This is a genomic window from Nocardia sp. NPDC049149, from assembly GCF_043197455.1.
Lineage (GTDB): Bacteria > Actinomycetota > Actinomycetes > Mycobacteriales > Mycobacteriaceae > Nocardia.
In genome coordinates, this window is the sequence record NZ_JBICTD010000009.1 from 330,885 (window position 1) to 350,169 (window position 19,285).

21 protein-coding genes are annotated in these 19,285 nt (G+C 67.8%); 2 read left to right on the forward strand and 19 right to left on the reverse strand.

Annotation, left to right across the window (positions count from 1 at the left end; translation table 11 throughout):
• Nucleotides 1-558, forward strand: a 558-nt coding sequence (locus ACGFNJ_RS33045; RefSeq protein WP_393457254.1) for a GNAT family N-acetyltransferase, incomplete at its 5' end; no start/stop codon positions are given.
• A gap of 227 nt (nucleotides 559-785) precedes the next feature.
• Nucleotides 786-1,421 (forward strand): cutinase family protein, encoded by a 636-nt coding sequence (locus ACGFNJ_RS33050; RefSeq protein ID WP_393457257.1) that lies wholly within the window; start codon nucleotides 786-788, stop codon nucleotides 1,419-1,421.
• Between the two features lie 86 nt (nucleotides 1,422-1,507).
• On the opposite strand, the gene ACGFNJ_RS33055 is transcribed toward ACGFNJ_RS33050, so the two are convergent.
• The 19 genes from ACGFNJ_RS33055 to ACGFNJ_RS33145 form a co-directional block, all read right to left on the reverse strand.
• Nucleotides 1,508-2,314 carry an ABC transporter permease gene (locus ACGFNJ_RS33055; RefSeq protein ID WP_393457260.1) on the reverse strand — a complete coding sequence of 269 codons (807 nt, stop codon included), beginning with the start codon at nucleotides 2,312-2,314 and terminating at the stop codon, nucleotides 1,508-1,510.
• Nucleotides 2,315-2,439: 125 nt separating this feature from the next.
• Nucleotides 2,440-3,399 carry an ATP-binding cassette domain-containing protein gene (locus ACGFNJ_RS33060; RefSeq protein ID WP_393457263.1) on the reverse strand — a complete coding sequence of 320 codons (960 nt, stop codon included), beginning with the start codon at nucleotides 3,397-3,399 and terminating at the stop codon, nucleotides 2,440-2,442.
• Complete coding sequence (locus ACGFNJ_RS33065) at nucleotides 3,396-4,571, reverse strand: acyl-CoA dehydrogenase family protein (protein ID WP_393457266.1); 1,176 nt, start codon at nucleotides 4,569-4,571, stop codon at nucleotides 3,396-3,398. The genes ACGFNJ_RS33060 and ACGFNJ_RS33065 overlap by 4 nt, the downstream gene beginning before the upstream one ends.
• Before the next feature lie 42 nt (nucleotides 4,572-4,613).
• Nucleotides 4,614-5,294 (reverse strand): hypothetical protein, encoded by a 681-nt coding sequence (locus ACGFNJ_RS33070; RefSeq protein ID WP_393457269.1) that lies wholly within the window; start codon nucleotides 5,292-5,294, stop codon nucleotides 4,614-4,616.
• Nucleotides 5,295-5,301: 7 nt separating this feature from the next.
• Complete coding sequence (locus tag ACGFNJ_RS33075; protein WP_393457272.1) at nucleotides 5,302-6,432, reverse strand: hypothetical protein; 1,131 nt, start codon at nucleotides 6,430-6,432, stop codon at nucleotides 5,302-5,304.
• A 229-nt stretch (nucleotides 6,433-6,661) separates the two neighbouring features.
• A complete protein-coding gene (fabG, locus tag ACGFNJ_RS33080; protein ID WP_393457275.1) occupies nucleotides 6,662-7,405 on the reverse strand; it encodes a 3-oxoacyl-ACP reductase FabG in 744 nt (247 codons plus the stop codon).
• Nucleotides 7,402-7,938, reverse strand: a complete 537-nt coding sequence (locus tag ACGFNJ_RS33085; RefSeq protein WP_393457278.1) for a hypothetical protein — start codon at nucleotides 7,936-7,938, stop codon at nucleotides 7,402-7,404. The genes fabG and ACGFNJ_RS33085 overlap by 4 nt, the downstream gene beginning before the upstream one ends.
• A gap of 5 nt (nucleotides 7,939-7,943) precedes the next feature.
• On the reverse strand, nucleotides 7,944-10,295 hold the full coding sequence (locus ACGFNJ_RS33090) for an FtsX-like permease family protein (RefSeq protein WP_393457281.1): 2,352 nt from the start codon (nucleotides 10,293-10,295) through the stop codon (nucleotides 7,944-7,946).
• 2 nt (nucleotides 10,296-10,297) lie between these two features.
• Nucleotides 10,298-11,047 (reverse strand): ABC transporter ATP-binding protein, encoded by a 750-nt coding sequence (locus ACGFNJ_RS33095; RefSeq protein ID WP_393457284.1) that lies wholly within the window; start codon nucleotides 11,045-11,047, stop codon nucleotides 10,298-10,300.
• Between the two features lie 145 nt (nucleotides 11,048-11,192).
• Nucleotides 11,193-12,782 carry a thiamine pyrophosphate-binding protein gene (locus ACGFNJ_RS33100; RefSeq protein ID WP_393457287.1) on the reverse strand — a complete coding sequence of 530 codons (1,590 nt, stop codon included), beginning with the start codon at nucleotides 12,780-12,782 and terminating at the stop codon, nucleotides 11,193-11,195.
• A gap of 11 nt (nucleotides 12,783-12,793) precedes the next feature.
• Nucleotides 12,794-13,246 (reverse strand): MaoC/PaaZ C-terminal domain-containing protein, encoded by a 453-nt coding sequence (locus ACGFNJ_RS33105; RefSeq protein WP_393457290.1) that lies wholly within the window; start codon nucleotides 13,244-13,246, stop codon nucleotides 12,794-12,796.
• Nucleotides 13,243-13,860: a hypothetical protein gene (locus ACGFNJ_RS33110; protein WP_393457293.1), complete on the reverse strand. Its 618-nt coding sequence runs from the start codon at nucleotides 13,858-13,860 to the stop codon at nucleotides 13,243-13,245. The genes ACGFNJ_RS33105 and ACGFNJ_RS33110 overlap by 4 nt, the downstream gene beginning before the upstream one ends.
• Nucleotides 13,861-13,863: 3 nt before the next feature.
• Nucleotides 13,864-14,469: a hypothetical protein gene (locus ACGFNJ_RS33115; protein WP_393457296.1), complete on the reverse strand. Its 606-nt coding sequence runs from the start codon at nucleotides 14,467-14,469 to the stop codon at nucleotides 13,864-13,866.
• Nucleotides 14,466-14,726 carry an acyl carrier protein gene (locus tag ACGFNJ_RS33120; RefSeq protein ID WP_393457299.1) on the reverse strand — a complete coding sequence of 87 codons (261 nt, stop codon included), beginning with the start codon at nucleotides 14,724-14,726 and terminating at the stop codon, nucleotides 14,466-14,468. Before ACGFNJ_RS33120 ends, ACGFNJ_RS33115 begins: the two co-directional genes overlap by 4 nt.
• A 14-nt stretch (nucleotides 14,727-14,740) precedes the next feature.
• Nucleotides 14,741-15,763 carry a beta-ketoacyl synthase N-terminal-like domain-containing protein gene (locus ACGFNJ_RS33125; RefSeq protein ID WP_393457302.1) on the reverse strand — a complete coding sequence of 341 codons (1,023 nt, stop codon included), beginning with the start codon at nucleotides 15,761-15,763 and terminating at the stop codon, nucleotides 14,741-14,743.
• Nucleotides 15,745-17,103, reverse strand: coding sequence for an AMP-binding protein (locus ACGFNJ_RS33130; protein WP_393457304.1), 1,359 nt, complete (start codon nucleotides 17,101-17,103; stop codon nucleotides 15,745-15,747). Before ACGFNJ_RS33130 ends, ACGFNJ_RS33125 begins: the two co-directional genes overlap by 19 nt.
• Nucleotides 17,096-17,557 (reverse strand): hypothetical protein, encoded by a 462-nt coding sequence (locus ACGFNJ_RS33135; RefSeq protein WP_393457307.1) that lies wholly within the window; start codon nucleotides 17,555-17,557, stop codon nucleotides 17,096-17,098. Before ACGFNJ_RS33135 ends, ACGFNJ_RS33130 begins: the two co-directional genes overlap by 8 nt.
• Complete coding sequence (locus ACGFNJ_RS33140; RefSeq protein ID WP_393457310.1) at nucleotides 17,544-18,812, reverse strand: aldehyde dehydrogenase family protein; 1,269 nt, start codon at nucleotides 18,810-18,812, stop codon at nucleotides 17,544-17,546. Before ACGFNJ_RS33140 ends, ACGFNJ_RS33135 begins: the two co-directional genes overlap by 14 nt.
• Nucleotides 18,809-19,276 (reverse strand): hypothetical protein, encoded by a 468-nt coding sequence (locus ACGFNJ_RS33145; RefSeq protein WP_393457313.1) that lies wholly within the window; start codon nucleotides 19,274-19,276, stop codon nucleotides 18,809-18,811. Before ACGFNJ_RS33145 ends, ACGFNJ_RS33140 begins: the two co-directional genes overlap by 4 nt.
• Nucleotides 19,277-19,285: the final 9 nt, after the last annotated feature.

A 19,285-nucleotide genomic window follows, 5' to 3' on the forward strand; every position in this document is an offset into this window, starting at 1 on the left:
TACCCAGAGGCAAAACAACTGAACCCGGACGATTGGCAGCTGCTTCGCGAGATGTCGCTGCGCAAACTCGCCGACCCAGAGACGAAACAACTGAACCCGGACGATGATTGGCAACTACGTCGCGAGATGTCGCTGCGCAAACTCACTGACACACCGTGGGCATACAAGACCACTTACGAGGAATCCGAAGCCCGATCCGAGCAATTTTGGCGCGACCAAATCGCCCACCGAACCAGCACCATTGTCGTGTTCCGGAACGGGGAACCGGTCGGCGACATCGGCGCGCTGCCGTCAGAAGACCGCCCCGGCGCCCAAGAGATCATCGCCATGTGGGTGGATCCCAAGGCCCGCGGCTCCGGGGTCAGTGACGAACTGCTCGAGACCCAGTTGCAGTGTCTCCAGGACAACGGCCATCGACAGGCACAGCTGTGGACCCGCGAGGACAATGTGGCGATGCGGCACGTGGCTGAACGGCACGGGTTCACCGTCACCGGCAACACCAGAACCCACCCCAACACCGACATTCCCTCGATAGAGCTGATCCGCGACCTGCTGTGAGTGTCGGAGGCCCGGTTGCCGCCGAACGCCGCGCTTGTTCACCGGAACTAAAGTCGCTGTAGCTCGGCTGAAGCACGTTGACTCGTCAACGCCGAGGACATAAATTCTGTCGCGTTGCAGCGAATTGACCTCGTGGTCTTATGTTTTCGAAAAATTGTCCTTGGTGAACAGAAGCGTGAGGCGTAGTGAATTCGGTGGGTAAGTCGATTTTTTCGATTGTTGCGCGGGTGGCAGGGGTCGTCGGCCTGACGATTGCCACAGCCGGGGTCGCCTCGGCCATGCCCGTCGCCGCCAAGCCGGCGGCAGCCAACTGCACCGACGTGGACGTGGTGGTGGCCCGCGGCACCGCGGAGCCAGGCATCCTCGGCGTGATCGTCGGCGACCCGATCTACTTCGCACTCCAACGCGCTATGACGGGACGCACGACCAGCGCGTACCGGGTGAACTACCCGGCCGATCTGAACGAACCGGTCTCGGTGCAGGCGGGCAACCGCGATCTGGTCGACCACGTTGTCGCCCAAGCGAACGCCTGCCCGCAGCAGCGGTTCGTCATCGTCGGCTACTCCCAGGGCACCAACGTGGTCGCCAACTCGGTCGGCGTCAGCAGTGACGGCGCACTGGTCGGCGGCCCCATCGCGGCCACGCTGCCCGCATGGGTCGAGCCGAAGGTGTCGGCGCTGCTGATGTTCGGGCCGCCGATTCGCGCCGCAGGCCGCGGCATCACCGGCCCGTACGCCGGGCGCACCTGGGAATTCTGCGCGGCGGGTGATCCGGTCTGCCAGGCATGGGGAATCAATCCCTTCGCCCACCTGAGCTACATCGCGCACACCCCCGAGGCCGCAAGCTTCGCTGCTGACCGCTGAGGGCGCGGACGGCAGCGATATAACTGGTCCGCGCTCTACGGGAGAGGGTGGAACCGCCGTAGAGCGCGGCCAGTTCTCTTCGTCTATCAGCGACTCAGGTCGCGGAAGGCGTTGACGGAGAGCGGAACGAAGATCAGCAACAGCACCACCGGCCAGACGACGGCCATCAGGACGGAATGGGCGGTGACCCAGGAGTCGCCGAGCACGCCGGGATTGCCGAAGAGCTGACGAGTGGCGTTGACCGTGGCGGACAACGGGTTCCAGTCGGCAACGATGCGCAGCCAACCGGGCATGGCGCTGGTCGCCACGAAAACACCGGAGAGCGCGCCGATCGGGAACTCCGCGGTCTGCACGCCGATGATCGCCGCGCTGCTGGTGAACGCCAGACCGAGATAGACGCCGATCCAGATCAGCGCGAAGCGCAGCAACAGGATCAGGCCGATCGCCGCGACGAGGTCGCCGACCGAACCGTGGTGACGCCAGCCGAGGACCAGGCCGGTCAGGATCATCACCGTCAGCGTCAGCATCGAGAGCAGCATGTCGCCGGCCGCGCGCCCGATCAGTACCGCGGCGGCCGAGATCGGCATCGAGCGGAAGCGGTCGGTCACCCCGCGATCGACGTCGGTGGTCACCGCGAGCGCGGTGGCGCCGATGCCGAACAGCATGGTCATGGTGAACATGCCCGGCACCAGGTAGTCGCGGTATTCGCCGCCGCCTGGCACGCGCATCGAGCCGCCGAACAGGTAGACGAACATCAGCATGACGAGGATGTTGAACACCAGCGCGAACACGATGGGCCCTGGATTGCGGCGCCAATGCGCGAGCCCGCGCAGGGTGAGGGTCCAACTGTCGAGCAGCGCCCACCGGAAGCCGCCGCTGGTCGGGACGAGCACCCAACCATTCGTAGCGTCGCTGTCGGTTCTGCCCGTCGCCCCCGCACTCGCGCCATCACCACCGGCTAGGCCCGTCGCCCCCGCACTCGCGCCATCACCACCAGCTAGGCCAGGCACTGTCGTACTCACGCGATCACCGCCGGTTCGGTGTTGTTGCCGGTGAGGTGGAGGAAGACTTCGTCGAGGGTGGGTCGGCGCAGGATCAGGTCGTCGAAGCGGATGTCGGCGTCGTCGAGCGCCCGGACCGCCGTCGACAACGCGCTCGCCTTGTCGGCGACCGGCACGCTCACCTGCCTGGTGTCGGCGTCGAGGACCGGGTCAGCGGTGCCCAACCTGCGCACCGCGTCGGCCGCCGCCGCGATGCGGAACCGGTCGTGCACCACGAATTCGATTCGGTCGCCGCCGACTCGGGACTTCAGCTCGCTCGGCGTGCCCTCCGCGATGACCTTGCCCGCATCGATGACGTTGATCCGGTCCGCCAATTGATCGGCCTCGTCCAGGTATTGGGTGGTCAGCACGACCGTGGTGCCCATCGCGACGAGCGCGCGGACCGCCTGCCACACCTCGTTGCGGCTGCGTGGGTCGAGCCCGACGGTCGGCTCGTCCAGGAACAGCACGGCGGGCGCCAGGATCATGCTCGCGGCGAGGTCGAGGCGGCGGCGCATGCCGCCGGAATAGACCTTGACCGGCTTGTCTCCGGTGTCGGCGAGGCCGAACTGTGCGAGCAGTTCGGCGGCGCGGCGGGCGGCCGACCGCGGCGTCAGGTGGAACAAGCGGCCGAACATGACGAGATTCTGGGTACCGCTGAGGACCTCGTCGAGCGCCGCGTGCTGGCCGACCAGCCCGATGCGACTGCGCACCAGATCGGCCTGGCGCGCCACATCGAATCCTGCGACGCTGGCGTGACCGCTGTCGAAGCGGAGCAGGGTCGCGAGGATGCGCACCGAGGTCGATTTGCCCGCGCCGTTGGGGCCGAGCAGGCCGCAGACGGTACCCGGTGGCACGGTGAGATCGAAACCGTCGAGCGCGTACTTGTCGCCGTAGCGCTTCCGGACACCCGCTGCTGTCACCGCGGCAGCACTCATACCGTGACCACCTCGTACGCCCGCGCACGCAACACATGATCACCGATGTCGAGCTCGGCGACCTCGCGCGCGCCCTCGATGATCTGCATGATCTTCGAGTCGCGAAAGTAGCGCCCGACCCGGCTGTCCGGCGCGCACCCCGCCGCGCCGAGCAGCTGCACCGCATGCTCGCTCACCGACGCAGCGGCTTTGGCCGCAACGTATTTCGCGACGACGGTGGCCAGGACCGCGTCGGGTTGGTGCGCCGCCCGCTGGTCCGCCGCCCGCGCACACAGCGCCCGCGCGCTCTCCACGTCCACCCAGCAGCGGCCGAGCATCGCCCGCACCGTCTGATGATCGGCGAGCCGCATCGAACCCTGCGCCCGCTGCGCGACATGATCGCGGGTGTCGGCAAGACAGGCCTGCGCCATCCCGAGGCAGCCCCAGGCGATGGTGTAGCGCCCGTGGTCCAGTGCAGTGCCGACGGCATGGGAGAGCCCGAATCCCGGTTGCCCGATGACGTTTTCGCCGGGTACCAGCACGTTGTCGAACGACAGGTGCGCGACGCGCGCGCCACGCATGCCCAGCTGGCCGGACACCGGTTCCACGGTCACGCCGGGACCATTCGTCTCGACCAGCGCGGCCAGCGAACCCGCGGTTGTCCGCCCGAGCACCAGCACCACGTCCGCGGCGGCGCCGAAGGTGATCCACAGCTTGCGCCCCGACATCCGCCAGTCCGCGCCGGTGCGCTCGAATGTCGTTCGGATGCCGGACAAGTCGCTCCCGGCGTTCGCCTCGGTCACGGCGAGCCCGGCGACCATCGCGCCCCCGGTGAGTGCAGGCAGCCATCGCGTGCGTTGCGCCGCGGTCCCCCACCGGTCCACCACCGCGGCAACCATGGCCTGGACGGTGAACAGTGAACGCACCGAAGTGCACGCATAACCGAGCCGCGCCGCCACCGCACCCAACTCGTGCGGGCCGAGGCCGGACCCACCGAACTCCACCGGCCGGTCCGGCCCGAAAAGCCCGGCATCCCCGAGCATTTCGATCGCGGAGGCCGGCAATCCGTCCCGATCCCACACCGCGGCGTCGGCCGCCGCGCTCTCGATGACCTGCTCGATCCCGAGCTCCGAGCCACACCCGCCGGTGCGTTCGCCTGCTTCCTGGTGATAAACGCACCGGGAGTCGGCCACGATCCCTCCTTGTGCCGCAAGACCGTTGCGGCGGTCAGCCGGTCATTTAGCCGGCGGTTGGTTGAGTGCGTCGAGAAGAAGGAGGCCGCCGAAGACGGCCATCGGCATGCCGACCGCGATGACGCCGACGGCGGCGCCGATGGTGGATCCCACCAAACCCGTTGCGAGACAACCACCGATGAACCCGGGGATGGCCAGGACCCCGATCGTGGCGACCAGACCGGCGGCCGCGCCGACGATGCCGCCGACGAGACAACCGATGCCTGCGCCGACGGCGGTGCCGATCAGCGTCCCGAGCATCACGCCGACGTTCAACTGGGTGGAGAACCGCATGAGCGCGTTGTTGAAGCTGTCGGACTGTGGATCGGTCGCAGGCCTGCTGTCGGCGATCGGATCGGGTGCAGGCACTGCGGAACTCGGGTCGGTCTCCGGGCGCAATGTGGCGGTGTTGCCGTCGACGGTGGCGTTGATCGGCCACCGCATCCCGTCACGCACATACGACAGCGGGAGCTCGACCAGCGGTCTGCCGCTCTGGTCGTTGATCCGGAATCCGTTGACGTCGGCGCTGAGCGATCCGCCGTCGGTCCGCAGCACGACCGCGCCGTCGACGAGCTCGGCCGAATAGCCGATATCGCGTTCCAGCTGATCGGCGTTGGCCGTGGACACCGCGCCGATCATGGTGGCGGCGGTGGCAATCGAGACCGCCGTGAGTTTTATCCGCATGGCACGTTCACTCTCCTCGGAAGGTGGCCGGATAGGCCGCGAACAGATCTCGGTAGAACGGGGTGGAGCGAAATCCGGAGTCGCCGAGATACTTTCCGTCCCAGTCGATATCGGCGTGCGGCCGGTCGGCGAACCGGGCGGTCAGCTGATAGTCCGGGTGGATTCGGTCCGCGCTCACCTGCACCGCGAAGCTCAGGTCGAATTCGTCGCCGACGGCGACGGCTCTCGGGTTCTCGACGGTCGCGGGGACGAATACCGGCAGCCACGACGTCTGTTGCGCAATCGAATCGATGGGTTCCCGATCATCCGGCGATACCCAGAGCCGGATGCCGAGGGCGATGCCGCCGAACTGTCCTGCCCGCTCGATGCGCACCCGCGACTCGCGCACCGCGTACGTGTAGTCGGCGACGCCGAATTCCAGCACTTCGACCGTCGTCGGCGCCGCCAGTCGGCCGCTGTCCGGAACGTCGGTCCAGCACAGCCGGAGATCGAAAGGACCACCCACCGACTGGAATACCCGGTCGACATACAACGCATACTCCGCCTGAAAAGCCGGGCCCGCGGCGCCGAGCACTGCCGCGTAATCGAACGGCACGGCGACCGTTTCCACCCGATGCGGGATGAATATGCCGGACGGGCGAACCAGGCGTCTCTTCGCGTCGGCGAAAATTTCGCAGATGCCTTCGGAACTGGCAATGGCGCCAATGGTTTCCGAGACGCACACGTCGGCGGGCTCGGGTAGCTCGATGGTCCGCGAGTCACCGGTGAGCACCGTGATCACGTCCGCGAAACCACGTTCGGCGATCAGTGCCCGTGCCTTCTCGGCCGATTCGGGCAGCGCCTCGATCGCCCACACCTTGGTCGCGCCCGCTTCCGCGGCAACCAATGCCCAGTTCGCCTCGGCACCGGTGCCGATGTCGACCACCGTGCGCCCGGATGCGCAGCCGCGCAGGGCGCGATCGAAGGCCTCGACGCGCAGTGCGTCCGCGGTCATCATCGAGTACAGCTTCTCGTCGTAGACCGGATACTCGCCGACCGAAGGTATCAACGTGATACGGGGCGCGTCGTCGCCGACCGATGCGACGTTCGCGCGCAGTCGACCGCCATATCCGATGGATCGCATCCGCAGACCACTCACCCGAATTCCCCTTCGAGAATGCACACCACCGAGATCGGTGATATGCCGTATTACCAAGACATCGAATGGATTTCGTATTCCGAAACCCGACAACTCGAACTCTAGGCAACCCGCCGCAACACCGTCAACGTTCGTGAACGCACAATCTGCGCACCCGAAAAGGGCACGCAGATATACAAAAAGGCATTATTGAGCGCGGCGGAATTATGGTCGCCGCGAGATAACCGGGTCAGGCGGTGAGTCCGCCGTCTACGCAGAATGTATGCCCGGTGATATAACTCGCCTGCGACGAGGCGAGGAATGCGACAAGGTTCGCCACTTCCCGTGGCTCCCCGAAACGCTTGAGCGGTATCGACTTTCGGGCCGCGGCGGCCGCCTTCGGGTCTAGCGCCTTGGTCATGTCGGTGTCGATGAAGCCGGGCGCGACGGTGTTGACGCGGATCCCGAACCGCGCGACCTCGGCGGACAGCGCCTTGCCGAAGCCGATGAGTCCCGCTTTCGTTGCCGCATAGTTGGTCTGGCCGAGCACCGCGGTCAGACCCGCCACCGACGACAACGTCACGATCGAACCCGAACCGCGCCGCATCATGCCGGGCACCACGGCCTTACAGACATGGCGGACGCCGGACAGATTGGTGCGCAGTACGTCGTCCCAGTCGGAGTCCGAGGAACTGAACAGCAGCACGTCCCTGGTGATGCCGGCAGCGGACACGAGCACTTCGGCATCGCCGAACCGCTCCTGCGCGGCCTTGACGAAATCCTCGACCTCCGCGGCACTCCCGACGTCACACGCCGCGCGATACACCTGCGCCCCACGTGTTTTGCATTCGGCGGCGACTTCTTCCGCGGCGACGCTGGGGCGCAGGTGGCAGAACGCGATGTCGTATCCGTCGTCGGCGAGACGAACGGCGCAGGCGGCGCCGATGCCACGCGCGCCGCCGGTGACGATCGCGAGCGGCCGCGCGGCGGTCATTTCTTCGCCTCCGTCTTGCCTTTCACCCACGCCGGACCGGTCAGGAACCAGACGATGGTGATCAGCAGCAGCGGCTGCAGCACGCCACGCAGCTCGGTGGCCTGGGTGGCGTCGGCGACCGTCACCGAGAGACCGAAGCACACCGCGATCGCGATTCCGGCCGCCATCAACCACTTCACGAACGATTTGATCTCGTTCTGCATCGCCTCCGGCCCCTCCTTCGGCTTCTTCTCCGGCCGTGGCGCGCCCGCGAACTTGTAGGCGAACCAGCCGTCGAGCCAGGCGATGGTCGACTTGCCGAAGACCACGGTCCAGCCGAGATAGATGCCTGCGAGCCGATGGACGCCGGTGACGGCCGCGCCGTTGTACACGTCGATGGCCACCGCGGTCACCAGCGCGACGTCGATCAGCGGCACCATGGCGAGCACCACCGTGCTCGCCTGCCGCCAGCGCGCCACATAGCGCAACAGCAGGCCGGTGGCCGCGGCGATCCAGAATGCCGCCTCGCAGGCCAAGATTATGGTCACCATCATCGCAATCACCGCACCTGTCGAAGTGTGCTCGAGCACGCGAGCAGATAGACAATCAATCCCACCGCGATCAGGCCGACACCGGCGACCACCGAGGTGACCGGGTCGAGCACCACATCGGTGATGCCAACCCAGCTCAGGTATTTGCAGACCGCGTAGCCGAACGCCGAACCGACGCCGAGGCCTGCGACCACGCCGACCGCGGCGACCACCGCGCCCTCGATGCCGACGCTGCGCAGCACCAGCCCTCTGCTGAAGCCGATCTGCCGCAACGTCGACCACTCCTTGGTGCGGCCGCCGGTCAGCACGCCGAGCACCACGCCGAGGGCGAGCAGCAAGCCGATGCCGACCACGGTGGACAGCTGGGTCAGCGCCTCGATAATGATCTTCGACTCGGCCTTCTGCTTGACTCCGTAGTCGGCGATGGAACGCGCGACGAGATTCGGCAGTCCGGCCGCGGCGGTCGTCACCGCGCCGAGGGCGGCCGGGTCCTCGGTGCGGACCAGCAGGTACTGGAAGCCCGCGGCCGTCGCCGGATCGGCGGCCACCACGAAGTCGCCCAGTGTCGGCGCGATGTCGTAGATGCCGGCGACCTGCACCGGCGAGCCCTGGACCTGAATCGAATCGCCTACGGCCACACCGAGCTTCGCCGCCTCCGCGGTCGAGATCATGGCGTGCTCCCGATCCACCGTCGCGGTTCCGGCGACCATCGAGAGCCGCAACGCACCGCCGCCGACCGGACCGTCGATGGCGACGCCGTTGCCTGCGTGACCCGAGACGTCGACGTCGTTCTGCGGCGCGACGGCCACCACTCCGCTCGCGCCTGGCACGCCGCGCAGCACACCGACGTCGGCGGCCGAGATCACGAACCCGGTCTTGGGCTCGACGACCATCTGTGCGCCGACATTTGCGTCGATCTGCCGATTGATGGAGGTATCGGTGGACGTCGCGAACACCGAAATGATCGCGACGAGTGTCGCGGTGAAACCGATGCACGACACCGCGACCGCGGCCTGGGTGCGCACCCGGCCGACGCTGCCGAGCCCGAACCAGGGCAGCAGCACCCCGCGCGTCCCGCCGATCTCGGAGAACGGCGCGAACACCCGAAGGGCGGGCGCGGCAAGCACGAACAACCCGAGCAACACCAGGCAGTAGCCGACGACAATGCCGGTGAAGCCGAACCGCTCGGCCGTCGTCGACCAGATGCCGAGCGCGATCGAGCCGACGGCGAGCACGGGCAGCACGGCACGGCGCACGAGGGCGAACCGCGGTGCCGCGCCTGCGTTTTCCGTGCGCCGCGGGCCGGAGATCACGTCGCCGAGGAACCATGCGCCGCCGAGCAGCACCGCGACCGCGAGCACCGCGCCGAGCCACGTCCACGCATCGATGGCGACGCCGTCGACGGTGAAGGTACCCAACAGAATCTGATCGGTCGGCACCAGTGCATCGGCAAGCAGCGCGAGGGCAGTGCCGACGACAGCTGCCCCGATCAGCATCGCAAGTGCTTGAATTGCCTTGACCGCCTGGATTTCTCGAGTCGGCACCCCGATGCGGCGCAGAATGTCGAACTGCGGCCGCAGGCTCATCGCCAACAGCACCAGCGAGAACACCAGGGCCGCGGCCAATCCGCAGACCAGCACGGCGGCGAAGATGATCGCGATGACGCCGACAAAGCTGACATTCGAGATCTGTTGCGAGGTCAGCTCATCGAGATAGTCGGCGCGGCTCCGCACGGTGGCGCCCGATTCGGCAAGCCGATCCGCGGCCGCCTTCGCGTCGACGCCGCTCAGCGACACCAGCGTGTAGCCATCGCCGAGCACCTCGCGGGCCAGTGTCGCCGCACCGAGACGCACCGACGTGGCTTCCGCGATCGCAGGCAGGTTGTCCTCGACCGGAACCCGAATTCCGTTGACGCCCAACACTTCCGCGCCGCCCCGGCCAGCGGCTGCGGCTTCGGCGACAACGTCGGCGGGGCCGAATGCCAGCGCGGGCGTCGGCTGTGCACAGGCGCCGTCGGCCCGGACGAAGTATCCCGTCACCGACTGCGACGACACGGCGCCCGCAGAGAGGACCACCTGGCCGGACGCCTGCGCCAAGACACACGCACCTGGCGCCGCACCGGCAGCGTCGGCGATCGCGTTGTCCGGCAGCGGCGTGCTCGACGTGACGATCAGCTCCCCCGGCAGCACGCTGCCCGCGATGGCCTGAGAGATCTTGTCGCGGTAGGACATATACAGCCCGCCCGGAATCAACAGCGCGGCAAGCAACGCGATCGAAATGATCAGGACGAGCACGGTCTGGCGCCGGAGCCGACGGAGCTGACCGACGGCGAGGCCGACCATCATCTGCAGCCGTGGCATGGTCACACCGCCACCCGGTTCTCCGAGTACGCGACAACCTCTTTCACGGTGGCGCCGACCAGGTCGTGCTGGATGCGGCCGTCGCGGATGAGCAGCACCCGGTCGGCGAACTCGACGAACTGCGGGTCGTGGGTCACCGCGACGATGGCGATGCCGCGCTCATCGACGATGCGGCGCAACAGTTCTCGGATGCGGGCCGCGTTGTGCGAGTCGAGCGCGCCGGTCGGCTCGTCGGCGAAGATGACGTCGGGTTCGGACACCAGCGCCCGCGCGACCGCCACCCGCTGCTGGGTGCCGCCGGACAGTTCGTCGGGCCGCATCGACAGGTACCGGGTGATCCCCAGGTCTTCGCACAGCGCGCCGAGCTTGTGCTGGTCGACCTTTTTCCCTGCGGCGCGGGCGGGCAGCAGGATGTTGCCGCGCGCCGACAGCGAGTCGAGCAGGCCGTACTCCTGGAAGACGAAGCCGAAGTGTTCGAGCCGCATCCCTGACAGGTCGCGGTCGGACTGCTGGTAGATGTCGCGCTCGCCGTAGTAGACCGTGCCGCTGGTCGGCGTCAGCAGCCCGCTCAGGCAGGAGACCATGGTCGTCTTCCCCGAGCCCGAGGGGCCCATGACCACGGTGAACGATCCTGCACCGATGTCCAGATCGACGGCGTCGAGCGCGACGACGGCCGCGTCCTTCTTGCCGAAGGATTTGGTGACTGCGCGCAATCGCAACACCGGAGCCGAGGGATCTGTCGAGAGCTGCACAGCACCAAATCCTTTCGTTCGCCAACCCACCCCGAGGAACGCCGAACCGCGTTTCGTACTCCGATAATGGTGGTCGTCCGCCCCTCGTCCGTCGTCCTCCTTTATGACTACATCCGGGACGAGAGGACGACATCCGCCGGTGAGCTCAGTGAATTCCGCCTGGCGGGAACGGTGGACGATCGGCGAGTCGGACGACCACAAGGCGCGGGCCGCTGCCGGCCAGCGCGGTAGTGAGCGTTTTGGGAAGTAAGTCCGGATCCGACACTGCGGCGGTGCTGAAACCGGCTTCTCTGGCCAGCGCGGTGATCGCCTCGGCCGCATCGAAATCGACGATCGTCGTGTCCGCCCTGGACAGGGCAGGCCAGCCGAATCCGCCGTTGTCCAGGCAGATATAGCAGATGTCCGCGCGCGCCCGTCCGGCGGCGACGATGGTCGGCAGATTGGTGAGGAAGGCGCCGTCGCCGCCCACCGCGACGACCCTGCGTCCGTCGAGGGCGGCGCCGAGCGCAGCGCCGAGGCCGAAGCCGAGCGGGGTCTGCTCGCTCGGCACCAACGGCCGCACGCCGGGCGGAAGGGTGAAGCAGGGCGCGTAGTACCCCCACAGGTCGGCCAGCCCGTTCTCCTGCGCGAGCACGTCGACGCGCTGGCCGGGCAGCACCTCGCCGAGTGCGTTCCAGAAGCCGACCGTTCCGGCGCCGTCCGCGGTGCGCAGCGGTCGCCACGGCTGCCACCACGGCGGCGCGCTGCTCGGTGCGCCTGCGAAATCGGCGGCCAGGCGCAGGAATACACCGGCGTCACAGACCACCGGGTAGCGTGCAGGCACCGCGCGATCGAAAACGGACGAATCGGTGTCGACGTGCACCAGCATCGGCCGTCCCGGCTCGTCCCAGCCCATCAGCGCGGTCTCCTCGAGCTGGCTGCCGAGCACGACGACCGCGTCGGCCACGGCCAGTGCCGTGCGCGATTCCTCGGGCAAATACAGACCGGCCAGTCCGCCGAAGCGCGGATGATCCTCCGGGAAGACACCGCGACCGGAGGCGGTGACGAGGCACAACGCATTCCAGGCCGCGGCAAGCGGCACGCCGTGCGTGACCACGTCCTCGGCGCGGGTGCCGCCGCCGAACAGCAGCACCGGGCGGCGCGCCGCGCGCAACGCCTCGAACACCGGCGCCAGGGTCTCAGCGGACTGTGCCGGTGGCATCGGCGCCGCCAACGGGATGTCTTGTGTCGCATCGGGCAGCGCAGCATCGGCCAGGTCGGGGGAAATCAACAGGTGCACCGGCCCGCGGCGACCGTGCTCGGCCAGATACTGGGCGCGGGTCACCGCCCATGCCAGCTCTGCGGTATTCGCCACGCGATGCGTCCACACGAACAGGCCGTCGCTCAGCGCCGCCACCGGAAATTCCTGGAAGCCGCCGCGGCCGATCACCGCATCCCGGTTAGTCGTGCTGAGCACCAGCAGCGGCGTCCGCGAGGTGTAGGCCTCCGAGATCCCGATCAGCGCGTTGAGCAGATTGGGCCCCGCCGCGGTCGCGAGCACCGCCGCCCGGTCGTTGAGCCGGGACCAGCCCACCGCGGCATACGCGGCAGTGCGCTGATCCTGCATCGCGGCGAACGTCGCGCCCGCCGCGCGCGCGGCATCGATGATGTCCGGATCGTCACCGGGCACACCGGCATACAGCCGGGACCCGGAGCGTTCCAACAGACGCACGATCTCGTTCCAGATCCCGTTCACCGCAGGTCCTTTCACTCTATGAATCGAACGCGGAGCACCCCGGCGGCGCACACCCGCGGTCGTTCGGTGTCGAGCCACATCGTCACGTCGCACCGCACGTCGACCCGGCCCGGTCCCGGCTTCGCGTCGATCACCTTGGCTTCCAAACAGATTGCGGTGCCGACCGGCACCGGTGCGGCGAAACTCAGCCGATCGAAGCCGAGGTTGATCACCCGATCGCAGTCGGGGACATCGATCGTCTCTTCGATCATGGCCGGTATCAGCGCGGCCACCAGCATGCCGTGCGCGAGGGTGCCGCCGAGTTCCGCGCCGGCCCGCTCCGGGTCGGTGTGGATCCACTGCATGTCCTCGGTGACGGCGCCGAACGCCGAAACCCGTTCCTGGGTCAGCGCGATCGACCGCGACCGCCGGGCCGGGCGGCCGATCTGATCGAACAGCACGGACATGACCTCGACTGAACTCACAACTGCGCTCCTATCTCGTCGAGCACCCGTTCCCGCACCGACCGCCAGTGCGTATCGCTGAATTCACTCGCGCCAGGCACCTGATATCCCACCTCGGCGAACTCCGCCTCGGTCAGCGTGCCGACCACCCGAGCCCCCAGCTTCGCGCCGTCCGCGACGCAGTCGGCAAGCAGCGCTTCGGGGCGCACCGCGTTGTGCACGAAGATCCGGACGGTGTTCGGATTGTGCACGGCAGCAGTCATTTCGAAGCCGCGGCGATTGTCGAAGTGATACAGATAGCGCAGCAGCACGAGCATCGCGTCCATGCCGACACCGTTGCCCCACGCCGCGTCGCCTGCCAGCACCACGCCGATGTGCATCCGCGCCGGATCGGCCAGTCGGCAGTCGTAGATGCCGATCGGCCGCTGCCCCGGCGCGGTGTCGCGGCGATAGATGTAGCCGAGCAGGCGATCCGACGCCTGCGCCATGTCGTCGAGGCTGCGCGAGTCGACCGGCGCGACCGCCGACCCGGCGACCAACCGCTGCGCCGCAGACTCGAAGACATGGCTCAGCATCTTGGACGGATCGACCCCGTTGCTCTCTTCCAGCCGGGTCCACCTGCCGAGCAAGGTCACCGTCTACTCCGTCTCGGCCAGGTGCTCGCGAATCGCCTCGCGCAACCGGCGCGCGGTGCGGGCGTAGCTCCGTTCCGATTCGGCGGCACCGTTTTCGGCCGCCTGCAGCCTGCGCAGCAGCGGTCCGGTGATCGACCACACCAGGCCGTCCCAGTACCGTCCCTCGGCGAAGAAGCGGTCCTGCACCAAACCCTCACAGCGGAAATACTCCGACGCCATGGCGTATTCGAGCAGTAGCCGGTTGTAGACGCCGAACCAGATTTCGAGGCGATGCACCTCGGTGCTGTGCAGCAGGTAGCGCACGAACTCATCGAGCGCCGCCTCGACGCCGGCCGATTCCAGCGCGGCGTCATCGGCGCTGTGCAGGATGACCTCGAAAACCCCTGGCGTTTGCAGGCGTTGGGCCCGCAGGACGCCGAGCCCGCCCTCGCCACCGCTGATCACGAAGGCGACGGCCGACTGCTCGAGCGCCGCGGCGGCGTCGCGATCACGCAACCACTGCGGGCCTGCGGTCGACACCGCCGAGAGCGGATTGCCGCTGATCAGCCGGGCCGCACGCGTCGAATCCTCCTGCGTGAGCACCGGTTCGAGCGCGAGGAACTTCATCATTGGCGCACCGGGTCCTTGCTGTTGACCAGGTCGAGCAGGTCGCCGGCGGTCTTCGCGCCGATCACCTCCTCCTCGCTCAGCGACACCGAATACGCCGACTGCAGCCGCAGCACCAGTTCGAGCATGCCGAGGGAGTCGAGTTCGAGGTCGTCGACGATCGAATCCTCCGCCGCGACCGTCGGCGGCTCGTCCAGGTCGTTGATCCGCTCGATCTCGGCGGCGACGATGTCGAAGAATTCTTTCTCGTTGGCAGGCATAGCAATCATTCCCTTCATATCTGAACCAGAATCGAGCACGATGTCCCGCCGAACCCGAAGGAGTTGACGATCCCTGCCTTCGGTCCGGCGTTCTCGACGGTGCGGCCGTGCGCGACGACCTGCGCACCGACGGCCTCGATCGGATCGAGGCAATGCTGGGTACCGAAGATCCGGCCTCCCCGCAGCGTCTCGAAAGCGACCATGGCCGAGGCCAATCCGGCCGAATGCACCGAATGGCCCACCTCGCCCTTGCAGGACGAGACGTACAGCTCGGTGTCGAGCGAGCGGCCGAGCGCCGCCACCGCATCGAGCTCGATTCGATCGCCGTGCTTGGTGCCGGTGGCATGCGCGGAGACGAACTGGGGTGTGACCCCGGCCTGTCGCGCCGCGCTCTGCATGCACCACAGCTGGCTGTCGAGATCGGATTGGGCGCCGAGGCCGAGCGTTTGCACGCCGATTCCGCTGATCACCAAGCGGTCCGTGCGGTTCGGCGCGGCCGCGCCCAGAATGACTGCGCCGACAAAGAATCCGAGCGCCGTGCCGTCGGCGCTGGCATCGAAGGGACGGCAATGGTCGAGATCGGTCAGCGCGCCTGCGCTGGCGAACGCGGCCTCCTCGATGAAACCTGGTGCAGTGGCGCCGAGTACGAGGGCGTGGTCGAAACGGCCACTGTGGATCAGCGAGGCGCCGACCGCCAGCGCCAACCCCGCCGACGCGCAGGCGTGCGAGATGATCAGCCGGTCGTTCGGCAATGCCGCAAGGCGCGGGTGGGTCCGCGTCGGCGTTGGCGCGTACTCCTCGACATTGGACGGGAAGTAGACACCGGCGGTTTGGGCCGCCTCCACGATGACCAGCCGGGAACCGAGCACCTCGGGATTGCGGTCGAGCAGCACATCGACGCAGTGCGCGAGCACCTCGGCCCTGGACAACTGCGCGGTCTGTGCGTCGGTGATGTGCGGGCCGGGATCGAAAGCCGACGCGGTCTCGTATCCCGCGGCGCGATGCGCGCCGAGATAATCTACGACAGTTGCGTGCATGGCATCTCCATCGATCCGTTCAGATGAGCCGCCACTTGGGCCGAGAGCCTGCGGCGATCCACTTTCCCCGCGGCCGTCAGCGGCACGTCGGCATGCCGCATCAGCAGAATGTCGCGCGCCTTGAACTGCACGGGGAACGCTCTGGCGTCCGCGACGATCGAGCGCGCGAGCTCCGCGTCTCCGCCTGCGTCGGCCGCGTCGGTGATCGCCACCAACACCACCCGCCGCCGTCCGTTGTTCGACGGATCCACCTGCAGCACCGCCACTTCCGGCGCGGTGCGTTCGGTGCCACGCACCTGCTGCTCCAGCACGCTGGAATGCAGCTTCGCGCCCTGGCTGATCAGCATCGAGTCCAGCCTGCCGTGCACGGCGAGCAGGCCGGACGGGTCGAGGGTGCCGATGTCCTTGGTGCGCAGCCAGCCGCCGTCGGTCAGGTCCGGATTCGGGATCAGCTGGCGCTGCTCGGCAGACCAGACCTGGTCGGCGACACTCGCACTGCGGACCTGGATCTCGTCGTCGACGATCCTGACCTCGGTGCCGGCCAACGGGATTCCGACATGGCGCGGCGAATAGTGCGCGCCGATCGAGATCGCCACGTTGGGCCCGGCCTCGGTCAACCCGTAACCGTTGTGCAACGGAGCGCCCGCGTCCTCGAAGAAGTCGAGCAGATCGTGCGCGACAACCTCGCCGCCGACGCCGCGAACAGTCAACGCCCGCACGGCATCCGCAAGATCGGCGTCGCTGCGCATGGCCTGCGCCAGATAGCGCCACACGCCGGGCAGCGTGTCGAGGCTGTCGCACCGGCGCGCGATGAGCATCGCCAGCAGATCGCTGACGGCGGTCGCGTCGCAGGTCCGGAATTCGTTGCCGTATTCGAGGGCGAGGTTGAACACGCTGAACCCGTACGAACTTCCCATGCCGAGCGCCGTCGCGTACCGCGTTGTCTCCGTGGTGCCGAGACGTTCGGTCGTGGCACTTGCCTGGTAGGCCAACGCTTCCGGTGACCAGGCGACGTATCGACCGAGGCCGCTGGTGCCGGAGGTGGTCGCCAGGACAGGGGGTACCTGCGTGCCCGTCGGGCACGCCACCACGGTGAGGTCGCCGATCGTCCGATATGTGTCGAAAGCCTTGGCCTGCTGGTGCGGTGCGCCGAGGATGAACGGGACGCCGAGCTCCCGTGCGATCAGGTAGGCGTAGGCATAGGCGCGCGGTTGTGCGGGCGCAAGCAGGGCATGCTGTCCGGCGACGAGCACCGAAGCCAATTCTCGGCGTAGCGATTCCATTTTCGAGGTGGACAGCGGCACCCCGTTGATCACGGGCAGCGTACGGCGCTCAGCCATGGCGGAAGCTCCCCAGCGTCACGGTGGCTCCCGCGTTGTCCGGTGCGGACAATTCGGCCTCGAGCAGCACGCAGAGCGGCTCGCCGGTGCCGATCGCCAATCCGGTGAGCACAGTGAGCGCGACCTCGCGTTCGCACGAGACGGCAAGGGCCGCACCGCGCCAGCCGCGCTTGGTGCTGGTGCCGAATACCCGGCAGCCGTCCGCGTTCAACACCTCGGTGGGCAGCGTCGGCCGCTGCTCGCGCTCGGCGGCCGCGTACCTCGCGGCAGCCCAATCGATGACCTGCGGCGAGCAGAAAAGGATGTTGGCGGCGTTCTTTTCGGCCTCCGGCGCGTCCAGCGTCTCGAGGTACTTGGCGAGAATCCGGCCGATCTGCGTGTTCCAGCGCAGAAAGTCCATGGTGTCGACAGTCTCGGTGCGGATTTGACCGAGTACCGGCTCATCGCTGCGCATCGACGCCTCCGCGTTCGGCCGCATAGCGGGCCAGCTCGGCGGACAGCAGCAGCGGCCGTGCCACCGGCTCGCGCCCGACACCCGCCGAGATCGTGCCGTTGCTGCCGAAGCCGCCGAACGGCTCGTGCCCGTTCTCGAACTCGAAGGCGGTGCGGGCACCGGTATTTCGCGCGCTGCCGACCCGGTCGACGCCGACCAGCTCCGCGACGCCGAACACACTCAGGTACATCCCGTACGGCTCGGTTTCCGGCGCGTCGAGGAAGTCGACGACCTGGTCGAGGTGGTCGTAGACGACCACATTGAAGATCGGGCCGAACAGTTCGGGCACCGAGCGGGCGATCTCGGGCAGCCGCCGGACCGCGACACCGATCGGGCAATGCCGGTCGTCGGCGCTGATCTCGCCGGTCCACACCAGCGCGGATTCCAGAGTGTCGAGCTCCGCGACGGCGCGATCGTAGGTGGTCATGTCCGCCAGCGGCGCGCTGATCAATCCCGGTGTGGTACCGGTCGACACGACCGGGATCGTGGCGAGTCGGCGCACCAGCGCGGCGACGAACTCGTCGGCCACCGCCGCGTCGACGAAAATGGCGTCGGGGCACAGGCAGTCCTGCCCGTTGTTGTACAGCCGGGCGGCGACCGTGGCCTCGACGGCGTTGGTCAGCTCGGGCCCGGACAGGTCGCGGCCGATCACGATCGGGTTGATGCCGGTGCCGAACCCGAGGAAAAGCCCACTGGCGCATTCCTTGTCGACCGCGCGGCCGTTCTCCGGCTTGCCGCTGAAGACCACGACGCTGCCCTGCGAGATCTCGGCGAAGGTGGCCTGCGAGTAGGTGCGCATCCGGTCGCCGATGTCGATCGGACCGTCGGACAGGATCGCGGCGAGCTCGAGGTAGGCGGACTTCACCCGAGAAGCCGGGCGGGCCAGCACATTTCCGCAGAACAACGACGGCAGTGCGACGAAAAGCGCCAAGCTGTACAGCAGATTGTTCGCGGGCAGGAACACCCGCAGCTGGGTCTCCGGGTCGGCCTGCCGGTAGGCGGCGTACTCGACGCCCGCGGTATTCAACAGGTCGATCGAATCCGCGATCTCGGTGTCGACACTGTCGATGGTGGCGATCGGGGTCAGCACGTCCCGGATCTGATCGCGCCGGCAATCGATGAGTGCGGCGGTGCTGCAGGCGATTTCGATGATCCGGTCGATATCGGCGCGCCGGGCGCCGTCGTTGCGTAGCGGCGGTGTCGACAAACTCGTCATCGGGGGCTCCCGCATGGCAGCGCGCAATCGCCGAACCGCACGGTCACCCGGTCGGCCGTGTCGAGCACCGTGCCCTTCTTGTTCGTGTATTTGACCGCGCTGACCTCGGCAGTCCCCTGCGCGTCCCGCAGATACCGCAGCACACTGCGGGCGCCGCGCCCCGCGGGTTCCCACCGCTGGTCGTCGACGGAGGAGCGAATGGTGACCACGTACTCGGATTCGGCGTCGATTCCGGTGATCGGGCACGCCCAATCGACCCGGCCGCACGCCTCGGCGAACGACGCGGCGCCGAGGCCGCGCAGCACCACCTCCTGCGCCCGTGCCGAGAGAGCCGAATCACCGCCCGGCGCAGAGCTGTTGGTGTTCTTGCCGAGGTTCGCGATGTCGCCGCAACCGGCAAGCGCGGCACCGGCCAACGCGATGACCACGCCGCGGGTCGCGACACGATACATGGTGTCGTACATGTGCACTCC